The sequence below is a fragment of the Paraburkholderia fungorum genome, assembly GCF_003610895.1.
In the GTDB taxonomy this organism is placed as follows: Bacteria; Pseudomonadota; Gammaproteobacteria; order Burkholderiales; family Burkholderiaceae; genus Paraburkholderia; species Paraburkholderia fungorum_B.
On record NZ_MCAS01000034.1, the window covers coordinates 70067 to 96561 of the forward strand.

Annotated in this window: 20 protein-coding genes; 12 read left to right on the plus strand and 8 right to left on the minus strand. The window is 62.3% G+C overall.

The window, feature by feature from the left end:
* The first annotated feature begins 23 nt into the window (after window positions 1-23).
* The 6 genes from BCY88_RS26950 (at window position 24) to BCY88_RS26975 (ending at window position 7527) form a co-directional block, all read left to right on the plus strand.
* Window positions 24-1766: a cyclic peptide export ABC transporter gene (locus BCY88_RS26950; RefSeq protein WP_120347209.1), complete on the plus strand. Its 1743-nt coding sequence runs from the start codon at window positions 24-26 to the stop codon at window positions 1764-1766.
* Window positions 1767-1823: 57 nt separating this feature from the next.
* Complete coding sequence (locus tag BCY88_RS26955; RefSeq protein ID WP_120347210.1) at window positions 1824-2648, plus strand: ABC transporter ATP-binding protein; 825 nt, start codon at window positions 1824-1826, stop codon at window positions 2646-2648.
* Window positions 2645-3664, plus strand: a complete 1020-nt coding sequence (locus tag BCY88_RS26960) for an ABC transporter substrate-binding protein (RefSeq protein ID WP_120347211.1) — start codon at window positions 2645-2647, stop codon at window positions 3662-3664. Before BCY88_RS26955 ends, BCY88_RS26960 begins: the two co-directional genes overlap by 4 nt.
* Window positions 3654-5711 carry a Fe(3+)-hydroxamate ABC transporter permease FhuB gene (gene fhuB / locus BCY88_RS26965; protein ID WP_120347212.1) on the plus strand — a complete coding sequence of 686 codons (2058 nt, stop codon included), beginning with the start codon at window positions 3654-3656 and terminating at the stop codon, window positions 5709-5711. The genes BCY88_RS26960 and fhuB overlap by 11 nt, the downstream gene beginning before the upstream one ends.
* 189 nt (window positions 5712-5900) lie before the next feature.
* Window positions 5901-6836: a S1C family serine protease gene (locus BCY88_RS26970; protein ID WP_120347213.1), complete on the plus strand. Its 936-nt coding sequence runs from the start codon at window positions 5901-5903 to the stop codon at window positions 6834-6836.
* Between the two features lie 37 nt (window positions 6837-6873).
* Window positions 6874-7527, plus strand: a complete 654-nt coding sequence (locus BCY88_RS26975) for a response regulator transcription factor (RefSeq protein ID WP_259461524.1) — start codon at window positions 6874-6876, stop codon at window positions 7525-7527.
* 50 nt (window positions 7528-7577) lie between these two features.
* On the opposite strand, the gene BCY88_RS26980 is transcribed toward BCY88_RS26975, so the two are convergent.
* Window positions 7578-8708: a ParB/Srx family N-terminal domain-containing protein gene (locus BCY88_RS26980; RefSeq protein ID WP_120347214.1), complete on the minus strand. Its 1131-nt coding sequence runs from the start codon at window positions 8706-8708 to the stop codon at window positions 7578-7580.
* Window positions 8709-8968: 260 nt separating this feature from the next.
* Here BCY88_RS26980 and BCY88_RS26985 point away from each other — a divergent pair, with 260 nt between their 5' ends.
* Both BCY88_RS26985 and BCY88_RS26990 read left to right on the plus strand, forming a co-directional pair.
* Complete coding sequence (locus BCY88_RS26985; RefSeq protein WP_120347215.1) at window positions 8969-9778, plus strand: AraC family transcriptional regulator; 810 nt, start codon at window positions 8969-8971, stop codon at window positions 9776-9778.
* Between the two features lie 108 nt (window positions 9779-9886).
* Window positions 9887-10924 (plus strand): threonine aldolase family protein, encoded by a 1038-nt coding sequence (locus BCY88_RS26990; protein ID WP_120347216.1) that lies wholly within the window; start codon window positions 9887-9889, stop codon window positions 10922-10924.
* 143 nt (window positions 10925-11067) lie between these two features.
* On the opposite strand, the gene BCY88_RS26995 is transcribed toward BCY88_RS26990, so the two are convergent.
* Both BCY88_RS26995 and BCY88_RS27000 read right to left on the minus strand, forming a co-directional pair.
* Window positions 11068-11295, minus strand: a complete 228-nt coding sequence (locus tag BCY88_RS26995; protein WP_120347217.1) for a hypothetical protein — start codon at window positions 11293-11295, stop codon at window positions 11068-11070.
* 216 nt (window positions 11296-11511) lie between these two features.
* Window positions 11512-11760 carry a DUF1488 family protein gene (locus BCY88_RS27000; protein ID WP_259461525.1) on the minus strand — a complete coding sequence of 83 codons (249 nt, stop codon included), beginning with the start codon at window positions 11758-11760 and terminating at the stop codon, window positions 11512-11514.
* Between the two features lie 466 nt (window positions 11761-12226).
* Between BCY88_RS27000 and BCY88_RS27010 the strand changes: the two genes are divergently transcribed.
* Window positions 12227-13540: an MFS transporter gene (locus tag BCY88_RS27010; protein WP_120347220.1), complete on the plus strand. Its 1314-nt coding sequence runs from the start codon at window positions 12227-12229 to the stop codon at window positions 13538-13540.
* 18 nt (window positions 13541-13558) lie between these two features.
* Here the strand turns inward: BCY88_RS27010 and BCY88_RS27015 are convergent, their stop codons facing one another.
* The gene (locus BCY88_RS27015) at window positions 13559-14860 is read right to left on the minus strand and encodes a UDP-N-acetylglucosamine 1-carboxyvinyltransferase (protein WP_120347221.1); all 1302 of its coding nucleotides are present in this window, start codon (window positions 14858-14860) and stop codon (window positions 13559-13561) included.
* A gap of 117 nt (window positions 14861-14977) precedes the next feature.
* Here BCY88_RS27015 and BCY88_RS27020 point away from each other — a divergent pair, with 117 nt between their 5' ends.
* Window positions 14978-15781, plus strand: a complete 804-nt coding sequence (locus tag BCY88_RS27020) for a lipid II flippase Amj family protein (RefSeq protein ID WP_120347222.1) — start codon at window positions 14978-14980, stop codon at window positions 15779-15781.
* A gap of 25 nt (window positions 15782-15806) precedes the next feature.
* On the opposite strand, the gene BCY88_RS27025 is transcribed toward BCY88_RS27020, so the two are convergent.
* Complete coding sequence (locus BCY88_RS27025) at window positions 15807-16715, minus strand: LysR substrate-binding domain-containing protein (protein WP_120347223.1); 909 nt, start codon at window positions 16713-16715, stop codon at window positions 15807-15809.
* Window positions 16716-17041: 326 nt separating this feature from the next.
* On the opposite strand from BCY88_RS27025, the gene BCY88_RS27030 reads away from it, so the two are divergent.
* Complete coding sequence (locus BCY88_RS27030; RefSeq protein WP_220669697.1) at window positions 17042-18457, plus strand: Na+/H+ antiporter NhaC family protein; 1416 nt, start codon at window positions 17042-17044, stop codon at window positions 18455-18457.
* Between the two features lie 240 nt (window positions 18458-18697).
* Window positions 18698-20218: an argininosuccinate lyase gene (argH, locus tag BCY88_RS27035; protein WP_120347224.1), complete on the plus strand. Its 1521-nt coding sequence runs from the start codon at window positions 18698-18700 to the stop codon at window positions 20216-20218.
* A 142-nt stretch (window positions 20219-20360) separates the two neighbouring features.
* Here argH and BCY88_RS27040 read toward each other — a convergent pair whose 3' ends face one another.
* From BCY88_RS27040 to BCY88_RS27050, 3 genes are all read right to left on the minus strand, one after another.
* Entirely contained in the window at window positions 20361-23414 is a 3054-nt protein-coding gene (locus BCY88_RS27040) for an efflux RND transporter permease subunit (RefSeq protein ID WP_120347225.1), read from the minus strand.
* A 12-nt stretch (window positions 23415-23426) separates the two neighbouring features.
* Complete coding sequence (locus BCY88_RS27045) at window positions 23427-24578, minus strand: efflux RND transporter periplasmic adaptor subunit (RefSeq protein WP_120347452.1); 1152 nt, start codon at window positions 24576-24578, stop codon at window positions 23427-23429.
* A gap of 206 nt (window positions 24579-24784) precedes the next feature.
* On the minus strand, window positions 24785-26290 hold the full coding sequence (locus BCY88_RS27050; RefSeq protein WP_120347226.1) for an efflux transporter outer membrane subunit: 1506 nt from the start codon (window positions 26288-26290) through the stop codon (window positions 24785-24787).
* Window positions 26291-26495 lie beyond the last annotated feature (205 nt).

Below are 26495 nucleotides of genomic sequence, written 5' to 3' on the forward strand. Positions count from 1 at the left end.
CCACAATAAAAAATTTCCCCACGATGCATACGCTCTGGTTCCTGGTTAAAGGCTCGCGCGAACGGCTGCTGCTAGCCGTTGCGATGAGCCTCGCAAGCGGTTTCGGCAACGCGGCGCTCGTCGCGCTCATCAATCAGGCGCTGGTGGCGTCGCGCGAGGCGTTGATCACGCTCGGCCTGCGGTTTCTGGCGATCGGCGTGGGCGTGCTGATCACGCGCACGGCGTCGCAGACGCTCTTCATGAGCCTCGGGCAGAACGCCAAGGCGAGTCTGCGCATGCGGACCATCGAGCGCATTTCGGGCGCGCCGTTCGCGCATGTCGAACGGCAGGGCTCGGCACGCTCGCTCGGCGTGCTGACGCAGGATCTCGACGCGATCGTCATGCTGTTCGTCGGTCTGCCCGGCCTCGTGATGAACAGCGCGGTGATCGCGGGCTGTCTCGTCTACCTCGGCTATCTGTCCTGGCAGGTCCTCGCGTTCGCGACCGTGACGGTGCTGATCGGCGCGGCGGGTTTTCATGTCGCGAACTCGCGTGGCCTGTATCACCTGCGCGGTTCGCGCCGGCGCGAGGACGCACTGGTGCGCCACTTTCGTGCGCTGTTCGACGGCGCTAAGGAGTTGAAGCTGCATCGCGCGCGCATGCGCGCTTTCGTCGACGAAACGCTGGCGACGAACATCGAAGCGGTGCGCGTGCAGCGCACACGCGGTTACGTGCTCTATGCGGCGGCGGCGAGCTGGGGCAGCTTCGTGTTTTTCGCCTTTATCGGCTGCGTGCTGTTTGTGCTGACGCGCTATTTGCCGGTCACGCCGCACGTCATGTCGGGCTACGCCATGATCTTTCTGTACATGATCATGCCGATAGAAGGGGTGCTGTCCGCCATCCCGAACCTAAGCACCGCGCGCGTCGCGCTCGAGCGCGTCGAGCAGTTGAACGCGGAGCTGCCTGTCGAAGAGACCGTGGCCGCAAGCGAGGCCGCGTCGTTCCGCAGCATCGTGCTGGATGGCGTCACGCATCGCTATTACCGCGAGAAGGAGAACGAGGTCTTTACGCTCGGCCCCGTGAACCTGGGCTTCAAACCGGGCGAACTCGTCTACCTGATCGGTGGCAACGGCAGCGGCAAGACGACTCTCGCGAAGATGATCGTCGGACTTTATACGCCGGAAAACGGGCGCGTTCTGCTCGATGGCGCAGAAGTGACCGAAGCGAAGCGGGACGCTTATCGCCAGCACTTTTCGGTTGTGTTCAGCGATTTCTACCTGTTCGACTCGCTGTTCGGCATCCGTTTCGACAACGTCGACGCCGCCGCGCATGCGCTGCTCGAAGACCTGCAACTGTCGCACAAGGTGAAGATCGAGAACGGCGTCTTCTCGACGCTCGAACTCTCGCAGGGCCAGCGCAAGCGGCTCGCGCTGCTCGTTTCGTATCTCGAGGACCGGCCGTTCTATCTGTTCGACGAATGGGCCGCCGACCAGGACCCGCACTTCAAGGAAGTGTTTTATCGCCGGCTGCTGCCGGCATTGAAGGCGAAAGGCAAGACGGTGCTCGTCATCACGCACGACGACCGCTATTTCCATCTCGCCGACCGTTGCATCAAGCTCGATTTCGGCCAGGTGGTCGAAGCGGGCGCAGCGCATGGAACGGACGCAGCGCTCGCGCCGCACCCGGCGCATGGATCGAGCACCGGTGCGGGCGGCGGCGCAGCGGATTTGCCGCGGGATTTGCCACAGGACTTGCCGCCCATGCCGGGCGCGTCGGCGCAAGCCTGACGTTACCCGCCGTTTTTTTCAGCGCCGGCCAGACCGGCAGATAACCGATTGCAATTCATGGCCACCACTCGCCCGTATCGCCCCTATTCGACCGAACCTGTCAGCGCCGCGCCGCTCTTCGAACTGGAGAAGGTCCGCTTCGAAGTTGGCGCGACGGCGCTCCTCGACGGCATCGATCTCTCGATCGCGCCCGAGCGCGTGATGGCACTGATCGGCCACAACGGCTCAGGCAAGACAACGCTGATGCGTCTGCTCGCGCGTCATCACGTGCCGTGCGCGGGTGCGATCCGCTTCGACGGCAAGCCGATCGCGTCATGGCGGCCGCGCGAGTTCGCGCGCCGGGTCGCGCATCTGCCGCAGTACACACCGTCCACCGACGGCATGCTGGTGAGCGAGCTGGTCGCGCTCGGCCGTTATCCCTGGCACGGCAGTCTCGGCGTGTTCGGCGCGGAAGATCACGCGTGCGTGGCCGAGGCGATGCAACTGACCGACGTCCAGCAGTACGCGGAGCGCACGGTGGACAGTCTCTCGGGCGGCGAGCGCCAGCGCGTCTGGCTCGCGATGCTGATCGCGCAGGACAGCCGCTGTCTGCTGCTCGACGAGCCAACCTCCGCGCTCGACATCGCGCACCAGGTGGAAGTGCTCGATCTGGTGCGGACGCTGTGCGAGCAGCGCCGCATCGGGGCCGTCATCGTGCTGCACGACGTCAACATGGCGGCGCGCTTTTGCGATCGCATCGTCGCGTTGCGGCACGGACGCATCCTGATGCAGGGCGCGCCCGACGAGATCATGACCGGGTCGAATCTCGAAGCGATCTACGGTGTGCCGATGAATGTGTTGCGCGATCCGGCAAGCGGCCACCCGGTGGGGGTGCCGCAATGAAGGCTGGCGATCGTCCGTTGACGCCACGCGCGTCGACGCGCCGTGCGGTGCTGCGCGCGCTTGGTGCGATGAGCGCCACGCTAGGCGCGGCCGGATTCGGCGCGGCGGCGCACGCGGCAACGGCGGCGGCAACGGCGGCGGTAACGGCAACGACGGCGGCGAAGAACCAGACCGCAGCCGAGGCACCGTCGCGCATCGTCGTGCTCAGTTGGCCGCTGACCGAAATGCTGCTGTCGCTGGGTGTCGCACCGGTCGGTTTGCCCGCGCCGGTCTGGTACACGAGCAGCATCGTCGAGCCGCCGCTGCCGGCGGGTATCGTCGACGTCGGGCTGTTGTTCCAGCCAAACTACGATCTGCTCTACGCATTGCGCCCCGACCTGATGTTGATCACGCCGGCGCACGCGAGCGTACGCGCCTCGTTCGAGCGCATCGCGCCGACGCTCACACTCGGCGCGTATATGACCGATCCGCAGCCGTATCGCGCGATGCGCGGCGAGGTGCTGACGCTCGGCCAGCGTCTTGGCCGCACGGCGCAAGCCGAGGCGCTGCTGACACGCACGGAAGCCGCCATCGCCCAGGCCCGCGCTTCACTCGCGGGCGCCCATGCGCCGCTTTGCGTGGCGCAGATCGTGGACGACCGGCATCTGCGCGTGTATGGCGCAGGCAGCATGTTCGACGAAATCCTACAGTCGCTCGGACTGCGCAACGCCGCCGCGGAACAAACCGCTGGCACACGAAGCCCGTTGATCTCGAGCGGGACGGGTGCGAGCGTCGTCGAACTGGAGCGGCTCGCGCAGATTCCGGATGCGAATCTCCTGTGGATCGACGGCGGCGCGCACGGCGCGTTTGCCGGGCTGCAGCGCAATCCCGTCTGGCGGCAACTGCCGTTCGCCCAGCCCGGGCGTGCCGCGACGCTCCCGGTCATCTCCGCGCAAGGCGCGCTCGTTTCCGTGCAGCGCTTCGCGCGCGCCGTCGCCCACGCGCTTCCTTCGATGGAAAACAGCCATGCCCTCTGATTTCCTGCCGGACGCGCTTGCGCGCCGTGGACGATCGCCGCGCGCGCAACCGCGCAACCTGTTGTGGGCGGTCTGCGTGACCGGTGCGATTGCCGCGCTCGTGCTGACGGTTTGCGTGATCCACGCGCAACTCGAGGGTGCGAGCCTGTGGGGCGCGCTTATCGCCCCCGAACCGGGCAACCTGCATCAGTTGATCGTGCACGAGAGCACGTTGCCGCGCATCGCGATGACGCTGATCTGCGGGGCCGCGCTCGCGCTGGCCGGCGCCGTCTCCCAGCAGGTGTTGCGCAATCCGCTGGCGGAGCCGATGACGCTCGGCATCTTCCCTGGCGCATATCTGGCGCTGACCCTCGCGGCGCTCTGGGCGCCCGCGTGGCTTGCCGCGTACCGTGAACCCGTCGCGCTCGTGGGCGGCGGGCTCGCGATGCTGGTGGTGTTCGCGCTTGCCTGGCGGCAGCGGCTCGCCTCCCTCGCCGTGATTCTCTCGGGCATGATCGTGAGCCTCTATTGCGGGTCGCTGAGCCTCGCGCTCGCGATCTCGCACTTCCAACTGCTCTCGGGCCTGATGATCTGGGGCGGCGGGGCGCTCGACCAGCAGGGCTGGAACGCGAGCGCAGCGCTGTTGATGCGCCTTGTCGTGGCGGCCGCCGCGGTGCTGTTGCTGCGCCGTCCGCTCGGGCTGTTCGATGCGGGTGAGAGCACCGCGCGGGGGCTCGGCGTTTCGCTGATGCGCACGCGTTTTGCCGCGCTCGGTATTGCCGTTGCGCTGACTGCCTGCGTGGTGAGCGCTGTCGGCGTGATTGGTTTCGTTGGCCTCGCGGCGCCGACGCTCGCACGCCTCGCGGGGGCGCGGCGCTTTCAGCAACGCCTTGTCTGGGCGCCGCTCTTCGGCGCGCTGCTGCTGTGGGTTACCGATGAAGTCGTGCAGGTCGTCGCGCTCTCGGGCGTGTTCGGCTCGCAACTGATTCCGACGGGCGCGGTGACGTCCCTCTTCGGCGCGCCGATACTGTTGTGGCTGCTGCGTCATCTGAAATCGCGCCCGGACTTGCGGGCCGATGCGCCGGCTGCCATTGCGTCGTTTCGCAGCAAGCATCCGCTGCGGCTGACCGGCGGACTCGCGTTGCTAACGGCGCTCGCCTCGGTTGCGTCGCTGACGTTCGGCCGCGGCCTCAACGGCTGGCATTTTGTGGACCTCGCGCAGCTGCGGGCGCTGTCGTTCTGGCACGGCCCGCATCTCGCGGCGGCATTGGCTGCGGGGACGATGCTCGGCCTCGCTGGCACGCTGATTCAACGCATGACGGGCAACCCGATTGCGAGCCCGGATCTGATCGGTGTGAGTTCGGGCGGCGCGCTCGGCATCGTCGCGGCGGTGTTCGCATTCGCCGCGCCAGGGCCGTTGCAGTTGTTCCTCGCGTGTCTTGGCGGGGCGATCGGCACGCTCGGGCTGCTGCTGTGGTTCGGCCGGCGCGCGATGTATGCGCCGGAGCGCCTGCTGCTGATCGGCGTGGCGATCAGCGCGCTCTTCCAGGCGGTCAATGGCACCGTCATGGCGAGCGGCGATCCACGCGCCGCGCTGCTGCTGAATTTCGTGATCGGGTCGACGTATTACGTGCAACTGCCTGCCGCTGTGATCGCGGCCGCCGTCGCGCTGACCGGACTCGTTGGCGCGCCACTGCTCGCGCGTTGGCTCGAGGTGCTGTCGCTGGGCGATGGCACGAGCCGGTCGCTGGGCGTGCGCGTAAGCGTGGCACGTCTCGTCGTACTCCTGCTCGCGGCGCTGCTGACGGCCACTTCGACGCTGCTGGTCGGACCGTTGTCCTTCATCGGCCTGATGGCGCCGCATCTCGCGCGCACGTTGGGGTTTTGCCGCGCGCGTGGACAGTTGCTGGCGTCCGCGACGATCGGCGCGCTGCTGATGGTGCTCGCGGACTGGAGCGGGCGCATGGTGATGTTCCCGAACGAGATGCCCGCCGGGTTGATGGCGGCGCTGATAGGCGGCCCGTATCTCGTGTGGGCGATCGTGCGGACGCCACCGTCGGCGCGGTGAGCGGGAACCGACGCAATTATGCGCACCGCGCCTGGCTGACTACCTGGCTAACTACCCGTTCGGGTGGTGTGCTTCCGTTGTCATCCTGTCATTCTGAATGCGCTCGCCGGCATCGTGCGGGCGACGCATCGCGTCAATATGTGGCGCGATGCCCGAACGTAGCGCGTTTCAACTGGCAGGAGAAACCACATGGAAACGTCAACCTCCGGCGGAAATCCATTGCAGGATCTTTCCGATAACCTGGCAGGCATCGTCGAGCGCGTGGGGCAACGCGTTGTCGCGGTTCACGGCCGGCATCGCATTCCTTCAAGTGGCGTAATCTGGCGGCGTGGCATCGTCGTCACGGCGGCGCACACGCTCAGACACGAAGACGGCATCAAGGTCACGCTGGCCGATAACCGGACCGTCCCGGCGGTTCTCGCAGGGCAGGACACGGGCACCGACCTCGCCGTGCTCAAACTGGACGATGTCGACATCGAGCCGGTCGAAGCCGGCGATGCGCGCTCGCTCAAGGCCGGCCATCTGGTAGTCGCGGTCGCGCGGGCCGACGGGCTCGGCGCCAGTGCGGATTTCGGCGTGGTCGGCGCCGTCGGCGGTTCGTGGCGCACATGGCGGGGCGGACAACTGGACGCGTTCGTGCGGCTCGACGGCGGTCTGCGCCCGGGTTTCTCGGGTGCGGCCCTCGCGGATATGCGCGGACACGTCATGGGGATCTGCACGTCGGCGCTCGCGCGTGGCACCGGCATCCTGATTCCCGCGACCACCGTGGCGAGCGTCACCGACGAACTGCTGACCAAGGGGCACGTCTCGCGCGGCTATCTCGGTGTCGGCACGCAGCCCGTGAACCTGTCGGAGGCATGGATCAAGAAGATGAACCTGTCGTCCGATCGCGGCTTGCTGATCGTTTCGCTCGCGGCGAACGGTCCTGCGGAACAGGCAGGCGTGCTCATCGGCGACGTGTTGATCGAAACAGATGGCGAGCCGTGCCGGGACATCGAGGATCTGCACGCCGCGCTCAGTTCCGGGCGGATTGGACAGCCGTTGAAAATCGTGCTGATTCGCGGCGGGGAGCGTCACGAGTGCGCCGTCATTCTTGGCGAGCGCTCGCAACGCAACGCGTGCTGATGAGGTTAGGCCAGGCAGTCAAGCGTCGGGTGGACAGATGGCACAGATGAACCCGGTCCGGGTCGCGGTTATCGCCGATGCGCCGCGGGTGCGCGCGCGCCTGCAAGCGCTTGTCGGCGCGACGCCTGCACTCGGGCTGGCGGGCAGTGCGGCCGATGGTGAAACGCTCGCTCACAGCTTGACCGGTTCGTTGCCGGATGTGATCGTCATCGATCTGGAGCAAGAGACGGGCGAGGCGCTCAGGTCCGGATTCGACGCGGATCAGGCGCCACCCGCGCTTGTTCTGTTGACCGACGAGGCGGATAGCGACTGGATTGACGAGACGTTGCCGGGCAACGTGATGGCGATCCTGCCGCGCGACGCGACACCAGGCGAGATCGTCGCCGCGATCGAAGCCGTCGCCGCGGGTCTTTGCGTGCTGTCGCCCGAGACCCTCGCGAGGCTGCTCAACGGGCGCAAACCGTCTCGTTCGATGGCGTCCCCGGTGCATGTCGAAACCCTGACCACGCGCGAGATCGAAGTGCTGACGATGCTTGCCGAAGGGCTTGGCAACAAGGAGATCGCGCGCCAACTCGCCATCTCCGAGAACACCGTGAAATTCCACCTCTCCTCGATTTTCGGCAAGCTGGGCGCAACAAGCCGCACCGAAGCGGTGATGCTGGGCATGCGGCACGGTTTCATCATGGTGTAGCGCAAACGGGCGAGGCCCCGCGCATGCGGAGCCTGGCGGCACACAAGTCCTTACGGAATGCTATGGCGCGTTTTGTAATCGAGCGCGTAGGCAACCTTGCCCGGGCTCGACGCGGTCATGGGCAGCAGCAGATCGCCGAAGGTGCCCTTCGTATACTTCTTGCCGCCATTGATCTGCGCGAGCCGGCCGAGATCCGCGCCGGTCTTGCCGTCGATCACCGGGTCGGTCGACGCAACCATCTGCTGCGAGGCAATCCATACCGCGTTCAGGTAGCCCGTGTCGGCTGTCGCCGGGTCCGGATCGGTCGCGCCTAAATTCGTGAGCGTGTAGCTCGACAGCGGGAACGATGCGCGCAGCCAGTCGGCCCAGTAGAACTCGAGGAAGTCCGTCGACGGCGTTGGTTTGCTGTAGCCGACGTCGCGCGTGAAGTAGACGAGCGAGCGGAACTTGTCGTTCTGCATGCCGAGCTTCAGCCCCAGACCCGTGGGCAGCTGCGCCGGCTTGATTGCGGCGCCGTTGCCGTCCTTCAGTCGCGTGTAGCCGCGGTTCTGCATCTCTGCCCAGAACGTGTCGCCCGAGTAGGCGCTCAGGTTGGCCTTCACCACCACGTGCACGTGTAGCTTCGGACCGCCGTCGGGCACCTCGTAGTAGGTCGACAGGCCGTGATGGCCGTCCGTCAGGTATAGCGAGTCGCCGTTCGGGCCGATCACGACCGGGTTGAGTACGGTCGTGTCGCGCTTCGTGAGATCCGTCGTCGTGCAGGTGAAGCTGGTCGAGTCGATCAGCGTCGAAGTCGCCGAATAGCCGGTCGTCGCCACGCCGCCCAGACCTTCGTCCGCGCAGAAATCGTCGAACTTCTTGTTCGGCTTGAGCTCGTAGCGGCCGAGCTTGTAGTAGATCTGGTCGTAACCGAGTGCGGCTTGAGTGGGATGCAGATCGCCGAGCGTCACGTCGAGCATGTCGCCTGTCGCCGCCGTTTGCCATTTGCCGGGCTGGGTCGGTGTGGGCGTGGGGGTTGGCGCGGGCGTCGGCGTCGGTGTTGGCGTCGGTGTTGGTTTTGATGCCTCATCCGACGAACTGACCGGCGTGGGGGACGACACGCTGCCGCCACCGCAGGCAGCAAGGCCGAGTAACGACGACAGCGTCGCAGCTAGGGTAAATCGGGCAAGCGTGTGGGGCATCGAGGAATCGGTCGGATAGGAAGAGGCGCGCCGAGCGCGAAAGTCCGCCAGTCTGCCGATAATTTATGACAGTAAATTGAAAGTAAACTGAATGGCAAAACAAAGCTTGCTTGAATCAGCGCCGCTTATGTTCCCGGATGATTGGAGGTTGGCTGCGGCCAGCCGGAGCAAACCAAAAGGAAGCTGGGATAATGAAGCCCTCACAGCGCAACTTTCGGGGGCTGGTCTCCAAGGTGCCGGCGTCGAACCGGAGGTGAGTTATGCCCGAAGAAGTCCAGTACAGTCACTCCACCGACATCCCCGGTCTGATCCTGGGCACGGCCCGGTTTGCCGAGTTTCGCTTTGAGCCGCACTATCATCTCGACTGCCATATCGCACTCGTGACCAGCGGGGTGCAACGTCAGTCGTTTCGTGGGGAGTCCCTGTTGCTCACGCGCGGCGCAATCCAGCTTATGCCCGCGGGCGAGGTTCATGACGGGGTTGCTGGTGCCGACGAGTCGTACACGCTTCGAACATTCCGGTTGTCGCCCGCGTTGCTCGATGGCCTGGGCGAGGAAATCACGGGCAGGCACTACTTCCCGTCCCAGGCCGCCGCGGTGCTGCAAGATAGCCGCCTCGCAGACCAACTGCTCGACATGCACGCAACCCTCCAGCAGGGGATGAACGATCCGGTCAGGAACGAAACCTACGTTCTGGAACTGCTGGAGTCACTGTTCGCCCGTTTGAAGCAGCCATCTCCCCAAACCATTGCCGGCGCTTTATCGGCTCAGCAACTGCGGCTTATTCGGGAATTCGTCGAAGCGCATATCGCCGACAAAATCGTTCTGGAAGATCTGGCTCTTCTGGTTGGCCTCGGCCGATTCCGGTTCCTGAAACTCTTCAAACGCGCTATCGGCATGACACCACATGCCTGGCTACTGCGCATGAGGCTGGAAAAGGCGGTGGCGTTGATCAACGCGAACAGGAACATGCCGATCACTGAGATTGCACACGCCGTCGGCTTCTTTGATCAAAGCCATTTCACGCGGGCGTTTCGTGAGGCTTACGGTATTACGCCCGCTCGCTTCTGACGGCGGCGCGGCAATTTTTTACAAGGCATTCTGGTAGCGGATCGGTAGCCTTCGGTTTCTGGCCTCGCACCCGTCCTGGGCGGCCCCCATCCAAGGCAGAAGCACCGAATGACTACTTTCAGCTTTCTTGACGACTACAGCGAAGGCGCACATCCCGACATTCTCAGCGCCCTGACCGAATCCAACTACGTTCAGCAGGCAGCCTACGGGGAAGACGCCTACTCTGCCGAGGCAACAGATCTGCTCAAGGCCCGCCTGGGGCGCACGTTCAATGGCGCGATCCATTACGTCGCCAGCGGGACCATGGCCAACATCGTTTCGATATCCAGCTGCCTGCGTCCGCATGAGGCTGTCATTGCAGTGGAGTCGGGGCATATCGTAGTCAGGGAGGCGGGTGCTATTGAGGCAACCGGCCACAAGCTCATCGTCGTTCCTGCCGTAGACGGGAAGCTCACACCCGCCAATATCGAGGCCGCGCTTGCCGGCAATGCTCATTTCCCGCACATGGCAAAGCCTCGACTTATGTATCTGTCGAATGCGACTGAAATAGGCACCGTGTACTCCCTTGCGGAACTGCGGGAGATATCGGCGCTCGCAAAGCAGCGGGGCCTGATTCTATTTCTCGATGGCGCGCGATTGGGTGCGGCACTCGCATCCGGCAAGAGCGACGTGACATTGGCCGATATTGCGTCTCTCGTCGACATTTTCTGGATCGGTGGGACCAAGGCCGGCGCGCTTCTGGGTGAAGCAATTGTTGTTTGCAATCCGGCGTTGGCGGAAGATTTTGCTTTTCACGTCAAGCAACGCGGCGGCATGTTAGCCAAGGGACGGCTACTGGGTATCCAGTTTCAGGTGTTATTTGGCGTCAAGGACCTGTTCTTCGAAAATGCGAAGCACGCCAATGCCATGGCGGCAAAACTTGCCGCTGGGATCGTGTCCTGCGGTTACGCTCTCGAAGCCGAGACGGCTACGAATCAGGTCTTTCCAATATTGCCCGATTCCGTCATTTCCGCTTTGAAGCAGCACTTTGCTTTCTACGTCTGGCGAAAATCGAATGACGATCATTCCGTGATTCGCCTGGTAACGTCGTGGGCCACGCAGGAACACCAGGTTGACGCCTTTCTGACGCGGCTCGCCCAAGTTTGAAGTCACGCCAACAATTGCCGCTGCGCTTGCCGAGGGGCAAGCGTTGGCAGGCCCTTACCATCCCGGGCAGGGCGGCCCCTATCGATTGACAACAAAAAACCGGCACTGTGCCGGTCGTTCTGTTCTTACTGGTTTACGCCGGTTTAACTATGCGCGCCGGGGTGACGAACACGCGTGCGAGCGTTCCATGTTCCTAACGACGTCCAGACACGTCTGCCCCAAGGCTTCGGCTTTGGCGCCACCTCCGGATTCATGTCCTTCGCTTCCTGCTTCGGCACGACAGCCTCGTCATGCTCCGGTGCAAGCGCCGCTGCCTCTCTGCGTTTTCTGTTTTCCTCAATTTCTTCCTTGTCCACTTGATCATCGATCATGTTGCTCTCCCACTTCTAAAGGAATCGGTCCCCGCACGGGATTGTCTTTCCGTGCGGGGTGCGTCGAATCGTGTTTTGTGTTCACCGGCGGTGGCCGGTCTGACAAGAATCGCTGGGACCCCAGCCGGCGCCGGCGCCGTTAAGGGCGTGCAGGAGGGCGCTTCACAAGGCCGGGAAATGGCAGATATGGGCGCATTCTCGCGGCAGGACTACGGCTTACGAAATCAGATATCGATTCTGTGGACCGCCGACATACTGCTTCTTCGCGATTTCGAGAACCTTTTCGCGAAGCTCGTCAAAGGCGCCCAGCACAGACCGCTCGTCGGACCCAACGTCGGGTTGCAGATTTCTGAGCATGGCGTCGTCGACCATGAAGGTGATTTCGCGCGAATCGTCGTACCCCCAGAAGCACACGCAATGCCGGGCGGCGTCGTAGCTACGGCTGGGGTTGGGGAACTGAAGCACGGCGATCAGCTTTTCTCGGACCCGGCCGAGTAGCGCCACTTACTGGCGTTGGAATCGATCGTGGCGTAATCCGCGCGTCTTTTCTCTGCTCTCAGAGCATCCGCGGTGTCCAGGATACTAGCGCGCGTTCTGCGTTCGACGACGTATTCGCTCTCGCTGCTAACCGCAGTCGAAGCACGTTTGAGTGGTGATTGCATAATGGGGCCTCGAAGCAAGAGGCCGCTCGTTAGCGACCGACTTCCCCCACTGTATACCCTTTGGCCGGCCCCGACGCCTTTATTTGCCTGAGCGCTCTGGCGTTCAGTTTTCCGAAACAACGATCCTGTCCGCGGGGCTCACCTGATACGGCATTCCGCCCGTGCAGTTGGTGTTAACCCGCTTGCCGTCAATTTCATAAATACACTAACATCATAGTAATTTTGACTGATTGTTTAACCGTCAATATCGAATTCGGGGGAATGTCGGAATGCTTGACCCAGCAAAGCGTGCCGCGATGTATCGAAAGATTGCCTGGCGCCTGATTCCGTTTCTTTTCGTCTGCTATATCGTCAACTTCGTGGACCGGACGAACATTGGTTTTGCCCAACTCGCGTTAAAAGAGCAACTCAATTTCTCCAATGCGATTTACGGCTTGGGAGCGGGTCTCTTTTACGTTGGCTACATTCTGTTTGAGGTCCCGAGCAATCTGCTTCTGCAGAGAACGGGCGCGCGCCGCACCATATTGCGCATCATGGTGTTGTGGGGGCTTCTGTCCATTTCGATGGCCGCGGTCAAGACACCGGGCCATTTCTACCTGGTGAGATTTCTGCTCGGTGCGGCTGAGGCCGGATTCATGCCGGGCATTCTCTTCTATCTGAGTTGCTGGATCCCGGCGGCGAGGCGAGCGCGATTTATCGCCCTGTTCATGCTCGCAATTCCGCTTTCGGGTGTGATCGGCTCGCCGATCTCGGGCTCGATCATGCAGTCGATGGAGCGCGTGGCAAGCCTGCACGGCTGGCAATGGATGTTCATTCTCGAAGGCGCGCCTGCCGTCCTGCTCGGAATCGTCGCCTGGTTCGTGCTGGCGGACGGTCCAGCGCGAGCGCCGTGGCTCTCCGGCGACGAGAAGCTTGAACTGGAAAAATCGTTGCGTGACGAATATCGCGACCCACAACCGTCTCACGCAAGCGGGGGCTGGCGCATCGCACGTAACCCGAAGCTCTATTTGCTCGCGTTCTTTTGCGTTGCAATGAACGGCAGCATCGGCGGATTCTCATTCTGGTTGCCAACCATCATACGGAGCTTCGGTGTAAAGAATCCCGCAACAATTGGCTGGATCGCGGTGGTTCCTTACGCGCTTGGCGCGGTGGTGCTGTATTGCAATGGCCGCCATTCCGACAACACTGGCGAAAGACGCTGGCATGCAACGCTCAGTCTCGGGTTGGCATCGGGCGGGTGGCTGCTGCTTCCCGCTGTCCAGCATTCGCCTGTTCTGGCGATGCTGCTTGTCACGATCGCAACGGCGGGTACGCTCGGCACGCTGGCGTGCTTCTGGTCGCTCGTTCCCCTGTACTTTCCGAACGAGCGGGCGCTCGCTTACGCGACCGTTTCCAGCCTCGGAAGTCTGGGCAGTCTTGCAAGCCCGATCGTTGTCGGCTGGATCGCATCTGTGACGGGTTCTGTGTTTCTGGGCACGCTGTATCTCGGCGGACTCATGCTGCTCGCTTCGATCACGCTGCTGGCGGGCACGTCACGCGAGCAGGTGTCGAGGTATGCAGCGCCCCGGTCGGTTGCGGACTGAGGCGGCTGCTGGAGCCACTCACTCGCTGCTGGTCCACTCGACATTTGCGCCTACCGAGCGCAGGTTTTCGACGAAGCGCGGATGCGCGCGCCGGATCGGCAGCGCATTCATGATCTCGGAGCGTCCTTCGATGCTGGCCGCGACCATCAGTAAGGCAATCGCCACGCGGATGATGTACGGACTCTCGACGCGTGCCGGACTCAGTGCCAGGCCGCCGAAGGTAATCAGCCGGTGCGGATCGGACAGGAACACATGCGCGCCGAATTTCGACAGCTCGCTGGTCCAGCCCATTGCACCGTCATAGACCTTGTTCCAGAACATCGCACTGCCTTCGGCCTTCACGCCGAGCGCGACAAAGATCGGCAGCAGGTCGACCGGCAGATAAGGCCACGGCGCGGCTTCGACCTTGGTGAGAATATTCTGCGTGAACGGGCGGCGCACCTGCAGTGGGCCGTCGCTTGACGCACGCGACCAACCGTTTCGATGCTCGACGTTGACGCCGAACTTCGCGAATGTCCTGTCGATCAGCGGGAACTGCTCGGGCGCGGAATTCCTGACCGCGATGTCGCCGCCGGTGATGGCGCCCAGCGCGAGAAAGGTGGCGATCTCGTGGAAATCCTCGCTGAAGCGGAACTCGCCGCCGCCAAGCCGTTGGCCGCCCGTCACGCTGAGCCGCGATGTGCCGATCCCCTCTATGCCGACGCCAAGCATGGCGAGAAAGCGGCAAAACTCCTGCACATGAGGTTCCGAGGCCGCGTTGACGAGCGTCGACGTTCCTTGCGCGGCCGCCGCGCACAGCGCAAAGTTCTCGGTTGTCGTAACCGATGCGTAATCCAGCCAGTGATCGTTTGCGGCCATGCGCTGGTCGTTGCGTACGATCAACGAATCGTCGGTGCGTTCGAGGCGCGCGCCAAACCGCTCGAACACTTCGACGTGCGGGTCGATCTCGCGGACACCGAGCGTGCAGCCCTTCACATCACTTTCAAGGCGTGCCACGCCGAAACGCGCGAGCAGCGGGGGAACCAGCATGATCGACGAGCGCATCTCTTCGGGAAGCTTGTGCGTTGCCGGATCGAACGTGGTCGCGTGGTGATGCAGGTCGAGCATGCCGGTTGAAAAATTCACCGACACCTCGCTGCCGAGCGCGCGGAAGATGTCGAGAATTTTCTTGACGTCGGTAATCTCCGGCACGCCGATCAGGCGGACCGGTTGATCGGTGAGCAGCGTGGCGCAAAGGATCGGCAGAACAGCGTTCTTGTTGGCGGATGGCGTGATTTCCCCGCGTAACGGGACGCCGCCGTGGACGATCAGGTTGGACATGTTCGGGAGGGCTCGAGAAAGGAGGACGTGAGGCCGATATCATGCCATTGCGCGGCTGTATGTGCTGGCCACTCCCCCTCCGGTAAACTATCTGCTCGCCCAACTCGCCACGCCAGCATGGACACTCAGCTTCTGATCATCTGCGGGCTTACGTTCGTCATTCATGTGATCGCGACACTGGCATATGCCGTGCGGATCGCGGGTGTTCGCACACGCCGGATAGCCGTGTCGTTTTCTCTATTCGGGATCATCGCCTTAGTCTCCCGGACGGCGAATTCCTTTCAGGGACCCTTTATAGCGAAGCGGGTGGAGCTCGATATCGCCCGGCACACGGAGAGTGGTTTGCTCGGTGACTTTCGCTTTTTCCTGCTGTCCGCCACCTTGGCGAGCATCGTGGGAGCCTGCCTGATCCCCACGTTTCAGCGTTATTTCAGCCGGGCGGTCGAGCATTTTCAGGCCAACCGCTCGATCCCTCGTCTGCTGCTCCACGTCTTCAGCCGTGGCGGCGTCAACTATATCCGGGATGGCGCGCGGCTCCCGTCCCGCCACAACGTCACCCAACTGGCATCTGGCGCCGGCGTTTCCTGGAAGGTCATCGGGCTGAACGTTTTCGCCATGGCAATCTGGACGGTCGGCGTTTTTGCGTCACTCTATGCGGGATACCTGAAGCCGGAATTGCGAGTGACATGTGCGAATCTGTCCTCGGTGATCAACGGTTTTGCGACTGTCGTCCTGGCGGTGGTGATCGACCCGCAAGTTTCAGTCATGACAGACGATGTGATCGAAGGCCGCGTTTCGGAAAACAGCTTCCGGCGAGCGATCACTACGCTGGTGGGGGCGCGCGTTATCGGAACGCTATGCGCGCAAGCGGTGCTTGTGCCAGCGGCATTTCTCATTGTTCGCGTCGCGGAGCTCATCTAGCACGGCGCGCGGTGGTAGCTCGCCGTCACGGCAACACGATACTCGGGCCGAGCTTCGCTAAAGCGAACTCCCGTACATGGGATACGAAGGATTTCGCCAGCAATGGAGCGGGCCGTTGAGCAGGCGTCAGCACCGCAAAGTCGGTGACGAGCGTCGGCTCGAAGCGTCTGAAGACTACACCTGTACCTCGATAGCCCCACGCACTGATTGCGTCTATGACGGCGACCCCCGCGCCCGCTTCCACAAAAGAACAGATCGCATGCCCAACCGGGCTCTCTATCTGAACGTTGAGTTCGACACCATGTGCCGCAAACAACGCGTCTATTTGCAGACGCGAGGTAACGCTGCGTGGATGCACAACGAAACGCTCCCCTGCAAGATCGGTTGGTGTGACTGTTTCCATCGCACATAGCCGGTGTCCTGCGGGTAATGCGCAAACCATACGCGTGGACATCAGGCGCTCTCCATGCGAGCTGGTGTGGTTCATCGAAAGAACGGCGAAACCGATATCGCAGCGCTGTCCCATCACCATGTCCACCACCGTGCGCGACGAATGCGAGGCGAGAGACACGTGGGCGTCCGGCTTGGACTTCAGATAATCCGCGATTGCATGCGGTAGCAAGGACAGCGAAATCGACGGCGCAGCCGCAATCTGCAGCGTGCCTCGACGAAGGTTTCTTATGTCGTCCGCCGCGCGCGAGATTCGATCGACACCTGCCAGCGATCGCTGCACCTCTTCAAAGAGCGCTTGCCCTTCTACCGTTGGATGCAGGCGCCCTTTAACGCGATCAAACAGTTTGAACCGGACCGAGCGTTCCAGATCGGCCAGCAGCCGTGTTGTTGCCGGCTGCGAGATATGGAGCATCTCGCTTGCGAGCGTAACGGTCTGGTAGAGCATCACCGCCCTGAAGGCTTCTAGCTGGCGAATCTTCATATCTGGCTCTATAACAAAATGCTATCGATGTTGAAACAGAAAGCATTGTACAGCGCACATTCGGCTTCGTAATCTACAGTGAATCCAATGCCATAAAGGTGTTGTGGCGAGAGATAAAGCTATAGCATTCTGTGCCATATCTAGGGGTTTACCCACAAGGCAACAGCTCATCTCTTCGTCAGCGTTGCGTCGCTCGGAGACAAGCGACTTTCAGGCAAAAGGGTTTCATTCAATATTTACGGCGGTGGATGCATGTTCAGGAACACGGTAAGTCAGGAGCGGACATCTCGCGCCTGTCTCATTTCACTTCATAACGTGGCTACGCGATGAGTACGACCGAAATGACGAACACGGCGGATGCGCCCGGATCGAAGTCGCACGGCCGTTTGCATCCAGTGTTGATCGCATTGGCCGTGATGCTGGCTGCCGCCTTATTGACCCACCTGATCCCGGCGGGCAAATTTCAACGCGATGGAAAACACGTGGTCGCCGGCACGTATCAGGTCATACCAAAGGAGAGTGGTCTCGCGGCGCTTCTGTCGCCGGGCGTTCCGAAGGCGAACGAATCTCCTGCTCATGCGGCCGGCGTGGTCAGCCTGTTTGCGGCCATTCCCTCAGGCTTCGTTGCGCAGGCGCCCCTGATCTTCATGTTGATGTTCGCCGGCGGCACGTTTGGCGTACTACGTGCCACAGGCGCAATCGATGCGGCGATCGACGACTTGCTGCATGTGTCTTCCGGCAATGCATATGTTCTGGTGACGGGCGCAATCTTGTTGATCGCATTCGGGGCGACCTTTATGGGGTTTAGTTCTGAATATGTGGCGATCATGCCCATTGTCCTGTCGCTGACCAAGCGCCTTAAATTCCCGAACCTCGTCGCGGCGGCCATCGTGGTGCTCGGAGCAGACATCGGCTATATCGCTTCGGTCACCAATCCCAATGCGCTCGCCGTTGCGCAACCGTTGGCCGGGGTGCCGATTTTCAGCGGCATTCTTCCCAGACTGGCGATTTTCATCGTTATGCTAGGACTGGGGCTGGGCTACGTGATGCTCTATCTGCGTCGTCTGCCGAAGGCCGACTACGTCCCGGCAGCAAAGCGGCTGACGAAGCATCAGATCAGGGTACTGCTAGCGCTCGTGCTTGGCGGAATGGCATTGGTCGTGGGCACAAGCCTGTGGTCATGGAAACATACCGAACAGGCAGCCGCTTTCCTCGCGTTGAGCCTGTTCATCGCCCTCTCGGGTGGAATGCGCTTGAGTCACGCAGCGGACGCGCTGATCGATGGCATGAAAAGCATGGCGCTACCGATCACCATGATCGGCCTTGGCGGCGCCGTAGGCGTGATTCTGGAGTCGAGCCAGATTCAGGACAGTATCGTCCAGAACCTGGCAAGCCTGATACAGGGTCAACCTCACGCCGCGGTGACGGCCGGCTTGATGATTTCGGAAATGATGTTTGGGATTCTCATCCACTCCGTCTCCGCAAAGGCAGCGGTCAGCATTCCGATTCTGGCGCCGATCGCGCATCTGTCTGGCGTCAGCGGGCAACTCACGGTAACGGCCATGCTGCTCGGCTCCGGCCTGATCAACGTCATCTCGCCGACCAACGGCCTGCTTCTGGCTTTCCTCGCTACCGCCAAGGTGGACTACGTCGCCTGGATCAGGTTCGTCATGCCACTGTTCATTGTTTTATGTGTTGTCGGCTTTGCGGCGCTTTTTCTGCTGACCGCTTTGGGAGGCTGAGACGAGACAGTCATCTTTAATCGAATCGCAACACGGCACGTTTATGTGAATTGGCAAATCGCCTTTGTTGATTAGCGGAGGCTCACCGTCAAGCACCTCCATCACCTCTATCGCCCGCTCTGGAATAGCTAACGGGCCTCGATCAAGGTCTGGCCACATCTTCACCTTCTCATCGATGCCGACGCTCGATTGCGCGCGCTCGTCGACGAGAATCATTTCTGCACTATTGGATCTGGAAAAATGGAATCAAAAGTTAGTCGCCGGCTAAAACAGCCGCTCGCAGAAGAAGTCATTCAATATATTTTCTTGCCGCGTCTGAATCGTGAATTCTTCGCGAATTTCGAGTTGTTGAATCAGATCAATCTGGCGCATCTGGTCATGCTCGACGAACAAGGGATTCTGGAGAAGGATGCCTCGAAACGGCTCGCGGGCGCAGTGCTGAAGATGCAGCAGGACGGCCCGAGTGCAGTCGAGCTCGATCCCGCACGAGAGGAGGCCTACTTCAACTACGAAGCTCACCTTATGAAGCTGGTCGGGCACGATCTGGGTGGCCGATTGCATACCGCCCGCAGCCGCAACGACATGGGCGCGACAATCGATCGAATCCGCGCACGAAATTTCTGCCTGCGGCTTGGCACGGCATTAGCCGACGTTGCCGAGGCCGCGTTGGGGCGAGCTCAGGAGTTCGCCGGCTACGTGATGCCTGGCTATACCCATATGCAGGCCGCCCAGCCGATCACCTACGGATACTATCTGTCGGCACTGGTGGATGCATGGTCGCGGGATATCGAGCGGCTTGTGCATGTACTCGATACGACGGACGGCTCTCCGCTGGGAGCGTGCGCGTTGGCCGGCACCTCCTTTCCCATCGACCGTGTTTCGACGAGCCAGATGCTGGGGTTCAGTTACCCGTTGGCGAACTCGCTCGACGGGGTTGCGTCGCGAGACTTCGCGCTGGAACTGAGCGCTACGCTCTCTATCATGATGATCACTTGCAGCCGGATGGTCCAGGATTTTTACGTCTGGTCGACCCCCGAGTTCGGCTATCTGTCGTTTCCCGATAGCGTCGCGAGCACGTCGAGCATCATGCCGCAGAAGAAGAATCCGGTCGTGCTCGAATATCTGCGAGGCAAGACGGGTCACTTGATCGGCCTGACTTCAGCCGCCTTTACAACCGTCAAGTCGACGCATTTTAGTCACGCGGGGGACAGTAGCCGCGAGAGCACGAGAACCTGCTGGGAGAGTTGCGAAGAGGCGCTGAAAGCACTCGAACTGATGAAGTTGCTGGTGCTGGATGTCGAGCCGAATCGGGATCGCATGGTGACAAGAGCGGCCGAGGATTTTTCAACGGTGACAGACCTGGCGGATCTCCTGGTTCGCAGAGCCGACACGTCGTTTCGCGATGCTCACCATATCATTGGCAGCGTCGTCCGGGATGTGCTGGATCAGGGACGTTCCGCCGGCAGTATCACGCCCGCCATGATCAATGTGGCGGCGAGCCAGCAGCTTGAACGCGAGATATCTCTCGACGAAGATGAAGTGCGAGCGTGCATGGATCCTGTCCGGAACGTCGCCGCGCGGCGGTCTTATGGAGGCCCGGCTCCCAGCCTGGTGTTGACGCGCATCGAAGTGCAGAAGGCAAGTTTGCTGAAACAAAGGCAAGTATTTGAGGCAACGTCGAAGCGTTTGAGCGATGCTGAAAATCTGTTGAAAACGCGCGCCGAGGCGCTAGTTTTCAATCGGGACCGGATATTGGTCTAGTTGCGTGTTCAGGCAATCCATCACGGCTTGGGTTCGTTTCGTGTCGGTCGTTTCATGAGCCTCGAATCTGAGCCGTGCTCCCGGGAGAAACAGCCACGCAACGCATCTTGCAATGGCTCGCTCGGCAGGAGCACGCCGCACGCTAACCCGCCTGCGGCGCGTCGGCTTCCCGATGGTGATCGGCGGCGAGGAACATATACATCGCGGGCACCACGAACAGCGTGAAGAGGGTGCCGATCGAGAGCCCCGTGAAGATCACGAGCCCCATCGCGTTGCGGCCCGCCGCGCCCGCGCCCGAGGCGATCACCAGCGGCACGACGCCCAGCACCATCGCTGCCGTCGTCATCAGGATCGGGCGCAGCCGCACGCCGGCCGCTTCTTCCAGGGCTTCCCGTTTCGATCTGCCGGCGTGTTGCAGTTCGTTGGCGAACTGCACGATCAGGATGCCGTGCTTGCTGACGAGCCCCATCAGCGTGACGAGCCCGACCTGCGTGTAGATGTTCAGCGTCGTCAAGCCCACGTTGATGAAGATGAGCGCGCCGAATAGCGCCATGGGCACTGAAACCAGGATCACGATCGGGTCGCGGAAACTTTCGAACTGTGCCGCGAGCGCGAGGAACACGATGATCGTCGCGAACAGCAGCGTGATGACGAAACCACCGGACTCCTGCACGAATTGCCGCGATAACCCCGAATAGTCCGCCGAATATCCGGCCGGCGCCGCTTGCGCGGTTGCCTTGCGCAGGAAATCGAGCACCTCGCCTTGCGACACGCCCGGTACCGTCACGCCCGAGATCGTCGCCGAGTTGAGTTGCTGGAAGTGGTTGATCGATTCCGGCACGACGTTGTGTTCGATATGCGCAATCGTCGATGCCGGAATCACACTGCCGTCCGGCGTGCGCAGGTAGTAATCGAGCACCTGCGAAGGGTTCAGGCGGTCGGTCTGCAAGACCTGCGGGATCACCTTGTAAGAGCGCCCGGCGATCGAGAAGTAGTTGACGTAGCCGCCGCCGAGCGCCGAACCGAGCGCTTGCCCCACGTCGCTCTGCGAGAGCCCGAGCGAAGCGACCTTGTCGCGGTCGACAACGAGTGTGGCTTCCGGCTTGTCGAGCTTGAGATCGCTGTCGACGAAGAAAAACATCCCACTCGCACGGGCTTTTTGCAGGACGGCTTGCGATACTTCATTGAGGTTTTCGAAAGGCTCGGTCGTGCTGATGACGAACTGCACCGGCAAACCCTGCGATCCAGGCAGCGGCGGAAACTGGAACGCCGCGACGCGCGCCCCCGCAATCTGATTCCATTTCTGCTGCAATTCCTGCTGCAAGGCGGTTGCGCCCTTGCTGCGTTGGTCCCATGTTTTGAACAGCACGCCGCCGATCCCCTGGTTGAGGGTCGGCGCGCCAGTGAGCTGGAACATCTGCGAGTATTCGGGCAACGCTTTGGAGATGTTGAATACCTGGTCCGCGTACGTCTGCATTTGCTGGATGGTCGCGTTCGGGGGTCCCTGGATCTGCGACAGCACGATCCCCTGATCCTCCTGTGGCGCGAGCTCCGATTTCGACGTCATGAACAGGTAGACCGTGCCGGCGAGCAGCAGTGCACCCATCACGATAAATACGGGCCACGTGTCGAGCGTCGCATGCAGCAGACGGCCATAGCCACGATGAACGCGCTCGAACTGGCGGTTGACGAAGCGCGCGAAGCGCCCGGACTCCTGCTCCGCGCGGAAGAAGCGTGAGCACATCATCGGCGACAACGTCAGCGCGATCACTCCGGACACCGTCACCGCGCCGGCGAGCGAGAAGGCGAATTCGGTGAAGAGGGCACCCGTCAGGCCGCCCTGAAAACCGATCGGCACATAGACGGCGATCAGCACGACCGTCATCGCGAGGATCGGGCCGCCGAGTTCGCGCGCGGCGATCAGCGCGGCATCGAGTGGTGACTTGCCTTCCTCCATCATGTGACGATCGACGTTTTCCACGACGATGATCGCGTCGTCCACGACAAGTCCGATCGCCAGCACGAGCGCGAGCAGGGTCAGCAGATTGATCGAATAGCCGAGCAGCTGCATCACGAAGAAGGTGCCGATCAGCGACAACGGCATCGCGATCAGCGGGATGATGACCGCGCGCAAGCTGCCGAGGAACAGGAAAATTACCACGGTGACGATCAGTAACGCCTCGACCAGTGTCTTGATGACTTCGTAAATCGCCGTGTTGACGAAATCGGTCGCGTCATAAACGATATCCCCCGTCATGCCGGTCGGAAACTGCTTCTGCAATCCGGGGAAGACGGCCTTCACGCGCTTGGCCACATCGAGGATGTTGGCGTCCGGCGCGACCTTGATGCCGATGAACACCGAACGCTTGCCGCTGAACGCGACGTTGAAGTCGTAGCTGTCGGCGCCGAGCACGACGTTCGCGACATCTTCGAGGCGCACGATCGCGCCGTTCTTTTGTTTGATGACGAGTTGCTTGAAGTCGTCGACGGTATGCAGGTCCGTGCCCGCGTTCAGGTCGACGCTGACCATTTGCCCCTTCGTCGTGCCGAGCGTCGCGAGGTAGTTGTTGTTGCCGAGCGCCGTGAAAACGTCGGTTGCCGTCACGCCGTGTGCGGCGAGCCGCGTCGAATCGAGCCACGCGCGCAGCGCGAACTGCCGCCCGCCGAGGATTTCGGCCGTCTGCACGCCTTCGATCGAATCGAGCTTGGGCTTGACGACGCGCAGCAGGTAATCCGTGACGTTATTGCTCGGCAGTACGTCACTGTAAAAGCCCATATACATCGCGTCGGTGGTCTGCCCGACCTGCACCGTCAACACCGGCTGTTGCGCCTGCGGCGGCAACTGGTTACGCACCGACTGGATCTGCGTGTTGATTTCGGTCAGCGCGCGGTTCGAGTCGTAGTTCAGCCGCAGCGTAGCAGTGATCGTCGACACGCCGGTGGTGCTGGTCGAGGACAGGTAGTCGATGCCTTGCGCCTGGGCGATCGCCGCCTCGAGCGGCTGCGTGATGAATCCGGCAATCGTGTCGGCGTTCGCGCCATAGTAAGCCGTGCTGATCGTCACCACGGCGTTTTCGGTCTGCGGATACTGGCTGACTTTCAGGGCAGCGAGCGAGCGCAGTCCGAGCACGAGAATCAGCAGGCTGACGACCGATGCAAGCACGGGCCGCCGGATGAAGAGATCGGTGAATGTCATCGCGCGGTCTCTCTATTGTTCCTGAGGCGCCGGGTTCGGACTGTCCGCCGGCTGCACGCTGTTGTTGATGATGAGCGGCGTGCCGTTCTTGAGCTTGAGTTGCCCGCTCGTCACGACCTGCATGCCGGCCTCGACACCTTTCAGGATTGCCACCTGATCGCCGCGCGTCGGCCCCGGCGTGACGAACACCTGTTGCGCGACGGGCAGCGCTTTGCCCTGCGCGTTGGCTTGCGCGGCCGGTTTGACGACGAACACGGTTGCGCCGTACGGGTTGTAGGTGATCGCGGTTTGCGGCAGCGTCAGGTAGCGCTGCCCGGCGCCCGCGTCGATTTTCACGTTCGCGTACATGCCCGGCAGCAGCTTGCGCTCATGATTGTCCACGGTGGCTTCGATCTGAATGTTACGCGTGGCGCTGTCGACTCGCGGGTTCATCGACAGAATCTTGCCCACGAAGGTTTGCCCGCTATACGCGTTGGTATCGACCACGATGGTCTGACCGATGGCGAGCTGGCCGAGCTGCTGCTGCGGCAGGTAGAAGTCGGCGTAGATCGGATCGATCGCTTGCAAGGTGACGATTGCGTCGCCGGGATTGAGGTACTGCCCCGGATTGATCGTGGTGATGCCGAGACGCCCCGCGAACGGCGCACGGATGGTCTTCTTGTCGACGAGCGCAGCCTGTTGCGCGACTTGCGCCTTTTTGCCCTTCAGGTCGGCGGCGTCCGCATCGAGCTGCGCCTTGGCGATGGCCTTGATGTCGTACTGGGCCTTGTCGCGCGTGTAAACCGTTTGTGCGAGTTCTGCGGTGGCCTGCAATGACTGGAGCAGCGCCACGTCGCTGTCGGCATTGAGTCTGACAAGGACTTGCCCGGCTTTCGCTTCCTGCCCCGAGCTGAACGCCACCTCGCGCACGAGGCCTGCGACTTCGGTGGTGACGTCGACGCCGCGCACGGCGCGCAGGCTGCCGACTGCCGCAAGCTGCGGTTGCCATGACTGATAGCCGGCGACGACCGCCGAGACGGTGGAGGGCGGCGCCGCGTTGCTCGCCATGAACTTGGCGATCATGTACGAGCGGAACTGGTTGAAGCCGACCAGTGCCGCCAGCAGCAGGCCGACACAGATCAGCATGATCACCATCCGCTTTGTCATCGGTTTTCTTTCAGTCATCTTTGTGTCCTTGCACGGCATGGGGCGAAGCGCCGGAGGCCTGGTTGCTTCGTTCCTTCGTTTCTGACTGCGCGTGTTGTTGCAAACAAAGAGCGGTGAAGCGGGCATTCTGCTGGCTGGCTGGCTGGCTGGCTGGCTGGCTGGCTGGCTGGCCGGCCGGCCGGGCGAGCGAGCGGGTTACGTCAATGCGTCAATGCGTCAATGCGTCAATGCGCCGTGGCGGCCGTGGCCGGTGCGGGCGCGTTCCACCAGCCGCCACCGAGCGCCTGGAAGAGGGCGGCGGTGTCGGCGTAGCGGGATGCCTGCGCCTGCGCGAGGCTTACCACCGTTTGCTGATATTGGCGTTGGGCGTCGAGCAGCGACAGGTAGCTCACGCCGCCCACGCGATACTGCCCGCGCGTGAGGTCCAACGAATCGCTGGCGGAGCGCCAGGCGTCCGTCTGCGCTTTCAGGCCGGTTGCGTCGTGATCGAGTGCGCGCAGCGAGTCCGCGACGTTCTGGAACGCCAGCAGCACCGTTTCGCGATATTGCGCGTCGGCCTGCTCGTATGCCGCTTCGGCCGCGCGCTTCTGCGCGCTCAGCTGGCCGCCGTGGAAGACCGGTTGCAGCAGGCCGGCGCCCAGGCTCCAGATCGTGCTGCCGGCTTTGAACACCTGGGCGGGCGTCAGGGCCTCGGCGCCATAGCTGGCGGACAGCGTGATCTGCGGATACATCGCCGCGGTCGCCACGCCGACTTGCGCACTGGCCTGATGCAGCACGGCGTCGGCGGCGAGGATGTCGGGCCGCTGACGTACCAGTGCCGACGGCAAGCTCACCGGCAGCGCCTCGGGCAACGAAAACATCTCGAGCCTGAATTCGGGCAGTCTGGCGTCGCTGGGCAGTTTGCCGGCCAACACGGCGAGCTGATGACGCACCTGGTCGAGTTGTTGCTGCAGCGGCGGCAGCGTGGCGCGGGTCTGCGCCAGCAGGGTTTGTTGCGCGAGTACCGCCGTGCGGCCCACGCCTCCCAGTTCGAATTGTTTGCCGAGCACGCCGAGCTGCTCGTCTTCTTCCGTGGCGATCCGCTCGGTGGCCTCGATCTGGGCGCGCAGCGATGCTTCCTTGACCGCCGCTGTCACGATGTTGGCTGACATCGCGAGATAGGCGGCTTGCAACTGAAAGTCCTGGTAGTCGATTTGCGCGTGCAACGCTTCGAGTTCGCGTCGTGCGCCGCCGAACACGTCGAGTTTGTACGACACGTTCACGGATGCGTTGTAGAGATTGAACTCATCGACCACACCAGGCTCGCCGAATGAGATGCCGTTCAGTTTTTCTCGGGTGGCGCCGAGTTGCGCATCGACACTGGGCAGAAGGGTGCCGCCGGCCTGCGCCTTGAAGTTTTCGCGTGCCTGCCGCAAGGCGGCTTGCGCGGCGGCGATGTTCGGGCTGTTGACGAGCGCCTGGCGGATCAGCGTATCGAGCGGCTCGCAATGAAAGAGGGCCCACCAGGCGGCGGGAATGTCCTGTCCCGGCACAAAGCGCTGGGGCGAACCGGCCGCCCCGGGAGCCGAGGCTGTCTGCTCGGGCAGCGGCGCGGCGGTGTAGGTGTCGGTGGCAGGCGCGGCGGGTGTGCGGTAGTTGGGACCGACCATGCAGCCGGCCACTGCGGCGCAGCCGCAAAGCGCAACCCATAAGCGCAGCCGCCCGACAATACGCTGGTTCACGTCGATCATCGATCCACCTTATATCGCCTGCGTTGAGCTTAAGCGAGGGGAGCGGATGGGACTATTCGAGCCACCCGAACTTCGATGTTTCCTGTCCTGACGCAGGAATTTATACCATGCGGCAAGAAATCTACGCGTAGCCTAGCATGCTCGATTGCTGCGCGTGACGCACGAGATCACGTAGGCAGTTCGCTCTGCGATTTCGTAGACAGTA